This window comes from Campylobacter sp. RM9331 (assembly GCF_020137685.1).
Taxonomy (GTDB): Bacteria; Campylobacterota; Campylobacteria; order Campylobacterales; family Campylobacteraceae; genus Campylobacter_E.
On the sequence record NZ_JACGBA010000007.1, the window covers coordinates 64,256 to 72,432 of the forward strand.

The window sequence follows — 8,177 nt, forward strand, 5'->3', positions numbered from 1 at the left end:
TATCCTTTATTCACTATAAGCGTCTTTTAATGATATAAACTCATAGATTTTACATTTTGTTTTGATTTTTTCTTTTGCTATTTCTATATTTTGATTATCAGGTACTTCAAAAACTATTTCAAAATACTCCAATAAACTATCAGCATTTTTTGTAATATTAATACTATTAACATTGATTTGTAGTTTTAGTAATTCTGTTAATAATGCTAATAATGTGCCTTTTTTATTCTCTAAAGAAAAAATCATTTTATAATTTTTAGGAGCATGCTTAGACCATTTAATTAGCACCATTTCTTCTTTAGAATCTTCCATTAATTTACTTGCTCTTTCACATAATTTATTATGAATTGTAACAGAATGATTATGTTTAAAAGCAACTATATCATCACCTCTTTTTGGGTTACAACAATAATCAAAATCCACATTATTTATTTTGTAGTTTGAATATACAACAAGATTTTCTATTCTTTGTTTTTTTAAATCATAATTTTTAACTAGCCAAATTCTTTTTGAATATTTTTTAAGACTATCTATAACCTTACTTAAAGTAATATTATCTGTAGTGCATTTTTTAACATTTTTTGATAGTTTTTCATTTGCAATCCAAGTATTTATTTTGTCTTCATCAGCACTAAAAATAGTTTGCAAAATTCTTAACCCAGCTTTTTGGTCTATACTTGAAATTCTTTGCTTGCAATGTGATTTAATCATAGCTTTAGCTCTAGCAGTAACCACACTATCAAGCCAAGAACATCTTGGTTTTGCGTTATCATCTATCTCAATTCTTACAATATCCCCATTTTTAAGACTTGTAAGCAATGGAGATTTTACTCTGTTTATATAAGCGTGACTTGCTTTAAGACCAATTTGTGAATGAACTTCAAAAGCAAAATCAAGAGCAGTAGAACCTCTAGGTAATGTAAAAATCTCTCCTTTTGGAGAATAAACCGCAATATCTTCAACATATAAACTATCTTTTGCGTATTCATAAAATGCCAAATCATTGTCTTTTTCTTCTAAAGAACTATTGGTTGCTATATCATTTACCCAATCAGCTTTATAGTCTTCTTTATCATTTTTATATTTCCAATGTGCTGCAATTCCAAGTTCTGCAGTTTCGTGCATTTTATATGTTCTAATTTGTGCTTCTATTATTGATTGCGCGTCAAATAAAGTAGTATGGATTGTTTGGTAACCATTTTGCTTAGGTAAGGCAATATAGTCTTTAAATCTTGAAGCAAGTGGATTAAAATGCACATGTAAAAGCCCTAAAACTATATAACAATCTTTAACATCTTTTACTAAAATTCTAATCCCCAATAAATCAAGCACTTCTTCAATACTAACGCCTTTTCTTTGCATTTTTAAAAAAATAGAATATACATGTTTTATTCTTTTTTCTATTTTAAAATCTACATCTTCAATATATCCGTTATCACGCATTAAATTAATTATTTTTTCAATAAAATCATTTAATGTTAATTGTAATTGCACATTATTTGCCTTTAAATAATCTGCTATTTCTTTAAATTCTACTGGCATTAGATATTTAAAACTTAAATCTTCTAAGTAATTTTTAATACTAGAAATTCCTAGCCTATGTGCGATTGGTGCATATACCATTAGAGTTTCTTCAGCTATTCTTTTTTGTTTTGCTTCTCTTAACGCATCAAGAGTTAGCATATTATGCAATCTATCACATAATTTAACAAGCAATACCCTACTATCTTCAATGCTAACCATTAACATATTTCTAAAAGTCATTGCTGATTTTCTAAGTTTTTCGTTTGATTCTGAACTAGCTAAATTATCTCCCCTAATCTCAACTATTTTAGTCATACCTTCAACTAAAATACCCACAGAATGTCCGAACATTTTTACAAGTTCTTCCTGAGTGCATTCGGTATCTTCTACAACATCGTGCAAAAGTGCTGCTAAAATCATACTTTCATCTTTTGAAAAGAAAGCTACAAAACACGCAACTAAAATAGGATGAATAGAATAAGGTTCTCCACTTTTTCTAAATTGTCCTTCATGTGATTTTATACAAAAATCTAAAGCTTTTTCAAGCATAGGAGTGCTTGAAAAAAGTGAATACAATAATTCCCGTGCTTTATTTAAATCATTACAATGCTTAATGTCTTCTAATAATGTTTCAAAACTTAGAATATTTTTCATTTTTTTATTCGTTTATTACACCATCAAATATAATTTTTTCTTCAGCAACTTCTAACATTGCTATATCAGTAAATTTCATTTTTCCTTTTTCAACTTTTACTAAAGGTTCAGCACCATCACTTAATTCTCTAGCTCTTTTAGCTACTATTAAAGATAGAATATATCTATCATTTCCTACTTTTTCTAATGCTTTTGCTGCTACTTGTTCAGTTCTCATTTTATTCCTTTTAATTAATTTTTTACGATTGAGCAATTGCTAAAATCATCTTTAATAATTTTTAAAATATTACCTTCTTCAAACATATTGCAAACTACTATTGGTAATTTATTATCCTTAGCAAGTGCTATTGCTGTATCGTCCATTACCTTAATATCATCACCCATAGCAAGTTCGTAACTTAATTCATTATATCTTTTTGCATCTTCAAATTTCATAGGGTCTTTATCATATACACCATTAACTTTTGTTGCTTTAATAATCATTTCAGCATTAATTTCAATAGCTCTTAAAACTGCTGCAGTATCAGTAGTAAAAAATGGATTACCTGTTCCTGCTGCAAAAATTACAACTCTACCTTTTTCTAAATGTCTTTGCGCTCTTCTCATAATATAAGTTTCGCAAAAAGCTTCCATTTGAATAGCACTCTGAACTCTTACACTAATTCCACAACCTTCTAACGCTTCTTGCATAGCAATTGAGTTTATCACGGTAGATAACATTCCCATATGATCGCCACTAACACGCTTAATTATCCCATCTTTAGCAGCACTAACTCCACGAATAATATTACCACCACCAATAACAATTCCTACTTGAGTTCCAGCATCTACTAATTGTTTAATTTGTCCTGCAATAAACTTTAAAATGTGAGTATCTATTCCAAAGCCTTGCTTTCCAGCCAAAGCTTCACCTGAAAACTTAATTAAAATTCTTTTAGCCATAATGATTTCTCCTTAATTGATAAACGCGATACTACAAAAAAATTTTTAACGCTTAAACTCAAGTAAGAATTTTTCAATCTGATATCTATCTCTATAAGCAGGGCTCATTAAATGAATTAAACAATCTCCTAAATCAAGAACACTCCAATCATCAGTGCATTCTTCATAATAAACTTTACTATTATGTTTTTTTAACAATTCTTTAATATCTTCAATTATTGCAAAAGATTGTTTAGTAGAAATCATAGTTGCAATAATTACTTCATCTACAAAATATTCACTTCCTTTAATATTAATCAACTCAACATTCTCTGCTTTTTTTTCATCTAAAAGCTTAATAATATCTTCATTTCTATTCATTACTTTCCTTTATAAAATTCTTTTACTTCATCTTTAATTTTAGGATTTACTTTTTCCAAAATCAAATTATTTCTTATAAAACTTGAAGATATATCTTCATTTATTTCAAGTCTTAAATAATTATCTGGTATAAAAATATTATCCCTACTAGCTATAACAAAAATGACATTTTTAGATAATTCATCAAAATTATGCCATTTATGTAAAGTTTTTAAATGATCAGCCCCTATTATAAAATAAATTAAGCTAGAATTTAGTAAATTTTTAAAATACATAACACTCTTAAAACTAGGAACTGGCTCATTTTGAGATATTTCATAATCACTTATTAATAATTTATCACTTTCAACAAACACGCTCTTTAGCCATTTTAATCTAAGTTCTGGACTAGCATTAAAATTATTTTTAAATAAACTAATATATGTTGGCAATATTATTAATTTATCAATATCTAATGTATCTAAAGCTGCTTTTACTACTTTTTCATGACCTAAATGAACTGGGTCAAAACTACCACCAAAAATTGCTATTTTCAAAATCTCTTAACCTTTTTTTATTAGTATTATCTCAAATTTTTTAAATAAAGGGTTAAAAATGGGAGTAAATGTAGCGATTAATGGATTTGGTAGGATTGGTAGATGTCTTAGTAGAATAATTCTTAATGAAAACAAAATGAATTTAGTAGCAATAAATTGCTCGTGGGATATGAAAAGTATTAAATACCTTCTAAAATACGATAGTGTTCATGGGAATTTCAATCAAGAAATTGACAATGATGGAGAAGATATTTTAATAGTAGGAAATAAAAGAATTCAAATAATTAGAAGTAGAGAAATTGAAAATATTGATTTTGCTAAATATGGAGCTAGTTTAGTTTTTGAATGCACGGGAGCATTTTTAACACAAGAAAAAACTAAAGCATATTTAGACAATGGTATTAAACAAGTAATTATGTCAGCACCACCAAAAGATAATACACCTATGTTTGTAATGGATGTAAATCACACTAAATATAACGGCGAAGCTATTATTTCAAATGCAAGTTGCACAACAAACTGCCTTGCACCAATGGCAAAAGTTTTAGATGAAAATTTCGGTATTAAAAAAGCTTTAATGAATACAATTCACGCATATACAGCAACTCAAGAACTATGTGATACAAAATGCCCTAAAGACATTAGAAGGGGTCGCGCAGCAGCACTAAATCTAGTCCCATCAAGCACAGGTGCAGCAAAATCAATAGGTAAAGTTATACCTAACCTTTTAGGTAAAGTTGATGGTCAAAGTGTTAGAACTAGCTTAGCAAATGTATCAATGCTTGATTTAACTTTATTGTTAGATAAAAAAACTACAAAAGATGAAATAAATGAAACTTTTATAAAAGCAAGTAAAACAATGAATGAAATTCTAGCAATTGATTACGATTGCTGCGTTTCAAGTGATTTTTGCACTAGCACTTATGGATGTATATTTGTCCCTGATTTAACTCAAATAATTGATGAAGATTTTGTAAAAGTTCTAGCTTGGTATGATAATGAATACGGATATTCATATCAATTAAATAGATTAGCTCAATATATTAGTAAGGAGAAATAATATGCCTTTAATTTCCATAAAAGATGTAGATTTAGTAAACAAATGTGTTTTTATTAGATGTGATTTTAATGTCCCACAAGATGAATTTGGAAACATTAGTGATGATAGAAGAATAAAATCTGCAATTCCAACTATTAAATATTGCCTTGACAATGATGCTAGAGTGATTCTTGCAAGTCATTTGGGTAGACCAAAAGAAATAAGTGATAAATATTCTTTAAAGCCAGTTGCAAAAAGATTATCAAAACTTCTTGGAACTGAAGTTATAATGGCAAACGATATAATCGGAGAAGACGCTCAAAATAAAGCTAAAAACTTAAAAAAAGGTGAAATTTTACTACTAGAGAATTTAAGATTTATAAAAGGTGAAACAAAAAACGATGAAGATTTGGCTAAGAATTTAGCTTCAATGTGTGATGTGTATTGTAATGATGCTTTTGGAGTTTGCCATAGAGCACATTCAAGTGTAGAAGCAATTACTAGATTTGCAAAAGAAATTTGTGCTGGATTTTTATTACAAAAAGAATTTAATTTCGCACAAGATTTATTAAAATCTCCTGCTAGACCTTTTGTTGCTGTTGTTGGAGGTAGTAAAGTTAGTGGAAAATTACAAGCTTTACACAATCTACTTCCTAAAGTTGATAAGATAATAATTGGTGGCGGAATGGCTTTTACTTTCCTTAAAGCAAACGGATTAAACATAGGAAATTCAATTGTAGAAGAAGAACTAATTGAAGATGCTAAACAAATTATGCAAACTGCAAAAGAACTAGGCGTTAAGTTATATTTACCTGTTGATGTTCTTGCTGCACAAAGCTTTTCAAATGATAGTGTAGTAAAGAAAGTAAGCGTTCAAGAAATACCAAATGGTTGGATGGGGCTTGATATTGGACCTGCTAGCTCAATTTTATTTAAAGAAATTTTAAGTGACGCTCAAACTATATGGTGGAATGGACCTATGGGGGTATTTGAGTTTGATAAATTCTCAAAAGGTAGCTTTAAAATGAGCCATTATATAAGCGATTCTTATGCTACTAGCGTTGCTGGTGGTGGAGACACTGCTGATGTTATTAATCGTGCAGGAGATGCTGATGATTTTAGTTTTATCTCTACTGGCGGTGGTGCTAGTTTAGAACTAATTGAAGGTAAAGAATTACCTGCTATAAAACCACTTATATTAAAGGAAGAATATTAATGATAATTGCCGCAAATTTTAAATGTAATCATACTAGAAAAGGTTTTGCTGAATACGCTAAAAAACTTAATGCTTATTTAAGATTTAGTGATTTTACTAATCTTGAAGTAATTGTAGCTCCAAGTGCAACTTCATTTATTGATAGTGAATTTAGTTTCATTCAAGCTGCTCAAAATATATATCCAACTCATAGTGGAGCTTTTACTGGAGAAATTGGACTAGATCATTTACTAGAATTTGGAATTAAAACAATTATTTTAGGACATTGTGAAAGAAGAAATTTAGGCGAAACAGATGAATTTCTAGCAAAAAAATTTGAATTTTGCGCTGAAAATGATTTAAAAATTATTTATTGTATAGGAGAAGATTACTCTACTTACGAACAAAATAAAAGCATAGATTTTTTAAATAAACAACTAAATAAAATAGATTTGCAATATGATAAACTAATATTAGCTTATGAGCCAATTTATAGTATTGGTAAAAGTGCTGCAAAATTAGAAGATATTGAAAATATTATGAGCTTTTTACGCTCACAAACTAAGCAAAGTATTTTATATGGTGGTAGTGTAAATTCTAGTAATATCGCTGATATTAAAAGACTTTGCGATGGGGTTTTGGTAGGTGGAGCTAGTCTTAATGTAGATGGTTTTATAGACTTAATCAATGCCGCAATAAGAGGTTAATATGATAGGCCTAATCGGTGGAATGAGCTATGCTAGCACAATAACTTATTATAAGTTAATAAATGAATTTAGCCAAGCTCATCACAATTCTTTATCTCGTGCAAAGATTTTAATATCAAGCGTAGATTTTGATAAGATTGAAGAACTTCAACACAATAACGAATGGCAAAAAGCAGGAGAATTATTAAATAAGGAAGCAAAAAGATTAGAAAAGGCTGGAGCAAACATAATTGCACTTTGTACAAATACTATGCATAAAATTGCAAATGATTTGCAAAAAGATTTAAAAGCTAGATTTATTCATATAGCCCATTCAAGCCTTAAAGAATTAAATCATGATAATATAAAAAATATTTTATTACTAGGCACTAAATACACTATGCAAGAAGACTTTTATAAAAAAGAGTTAAAAGGAATAAATGTAATTACCCCAAATAATAGTGATATAAATACTATTAATGATATTATTTTCAATGAACTTTGCTTTAATGTTATCAAACAAAATAGTAAAGAAACTTTCATAAATATTATAAATAAACATAATATTGAAGGAATTTTATTAGCTTGCACTGAAATTGCACTATTAATTAACGAAAATGATTTTAAAAATATAAAAGTCTTTGATACAACATATATTCATGCAAAAGATATATTTTTGCAGTCTTTAGAGTAAAATGACAAGAGTTGTAGTAAAACCAATAGATAAAAATAAATTTGAATTAGCTTTTGAATATAAATATGAAAGCAAAAATCAAACCATCATAATACCAAAGGGATTTGTTACAAATGGAGCAAATATACCTAGAATATTTTGGAGTTTCTTTCCACCAAATTCTCCAGAATACTTATCAGCAGTAGTAATTCATGATTTTTTATGTCTTCAAGCTAAAAAAAGTAAAAAATACCAAGACGTTGTTTTAGCTGATGAAATTTTTAAAGAAGCTCTTAGAACTTTGCAAGTGGCAAATTATAAAATTAAAATATTTTATTTTTCTTGTAAAATATATCACTTATATAAAAAATACTTAGGATTTTATAGGTAATAATATTTGTTAAACTAAACATTATTAAACCATTTTAATACTTTATATTTTTATAATTTACATTCAAACCCAATAATCATTTGATATCTAAAACTATTTATATTCTTTTAAAGCTTTAACATTAAAAAAGTTAAATTATTTAAAGTACTTATTTGATTTTAACAAAAAAAAGATGAT

Annotated in this window: 10 protein-coding genes; 5 read left to right on the forward strand and 5 right to left on the reverse strand. The window is 27.9% G+C overall.

Annotated elements, in window-relative coordinates; genetic code table 11:
- Positions 1-6: 6 nt before the first annotated feature.
- The 5 genes from AVBRAN9331_RS04540 to nadD are packed head-to-tail and all read right to left on the reverse strand — an operon-like array spanning position 7 to position 4,016.
- Entirely contained in the window at positions 7-2,178 is a 2,172-nt protein-coding gene (locus tag AVBRAN9331_RS04540) for a RelA/SpoT family protein (RefSeq protein ID WP_214117575.1), read from the reverse strand.
- 4 nt (positions 2,179-2,182) lie between these two features.
- Entirely contained in the window at positions 2,183-2,395 is a 213-nt protein-coding gene (locus tag AVBRAN9331_RS04545; protein ID WP_214117576.1) for a DNA-directed RNA polymerase subunit omega, read from the reverse strand.
- A 14-nt stretch (positions 2,396-2,409) separates the two neighbouring features.
- Complete coding sequence (gene pyrH / locus AVBRAN9331_RS04550) at positions 2,410-3,120, reverse strand: UMP kinase (protein WP_250325143.1); 711 nt, start codon at positions 3,118-3,120, stop codon at positions 2,410-2,412.
- Positions 3,121-3,165: 45 nt separating this feature from the next.
- On the reverse strand, positions 3,166-3,480 hold the full coding sequence (rsfS, locus tag AVBRAN9331_RS04555; RefSeq protein WP_214117577.1) for a ribosome silencing factor: 315 nt from the start codon (positions 3,478-3,480) through the stop codon (positions 3,166-3,168).
- Positions 3,480-4,016, reverse strand: a complete 537-nt coding sequence (nadD, locus tag AVBRAN9331_RS04560) for a nicotinate (nicotinamide) nucleotide adenylyltransferase (protein WP_336612494.1) — start codon at positions 4,014-4,016, stop codon at positions 3,480-3,482. The genes rsfS and nadD overlap by 1 nt, the downstream gene beginning before the upstream one ends.
- Positions 4,017-4,074: 58 nt before the next feature.
- Between nadD and gap the strand changes: the two genes are divergently transcribed.
- The 5 genes from gap to AVBRAN9331_RS04585 are packed head-to-tail and all read left to right on the forward strand — an operon-like array spanning position 4,075 to position 8,000.
- Positions 4,075-5,076, forward strand: a complete 1,002-nt coding sequence (gap, locus tag AVBRAN9331_RS04565; RefSeq protein WP_214117579.1) for a type I glyceraldehyde-3-phosphate dehydrogenase — start codon at positions 4,075-4,077, stop codon at positions 5,074-5,076.
- Between the two features lies 1 nt (position 5,077).
- Complete coding sequence (locus AVBRAN9331_RS04570; RefSeq protein WP_214117580.1) at positions 5,078-6,271, forward strand: phosphoglycerate kinase; 1,194 nt, start codon at positions 5,078-5,080, stop codon at positions 6,269-6,271.
- Positions 6,271-6,957 carry a triose-phosphate isomerase gene (locus tag AVBRAN9331_RS04575; RefSeq protein WP_336612495.1) on the forward strand — a complete coding sequence of 229 codons (687 nt, stop codon included), beginning with the start codon at positions 6,271-6,273 and terminating at the stop codon, positions 6,955-6,957. Before AVBRAN9331_RS04570 ends, AVBRAN9331_RS04575 begins: the two co-directional genes overlap by 1 nt.
- 1 nt (position 6,958) lies before the next feature.
- Complete coding sequence (locus tag AVBRAN9331_RS04580; RefSeq protein ID WP_336612496.1) at positions 6,959-7,630, forward strand: aspartate/glutamate racemase family protein; 672 nt, start codon at positions 6,959-6,961, stop codon at positions 7,628-7,630.
- A gap of 1 nt (position 7,631) precedes the next feature.
- Entirely contained in the window at positions 7,632-8,000 is a 369-nt protein-coding gene (locus tag AVBRAN9331_RS04585) for a DUF1353 domain-containing protein (protein ID WP_214150596.1), read from the forward strand.
- The last annotated feature ends 177 nt before the right edge of the window (positions 8,001-8,177 follow it).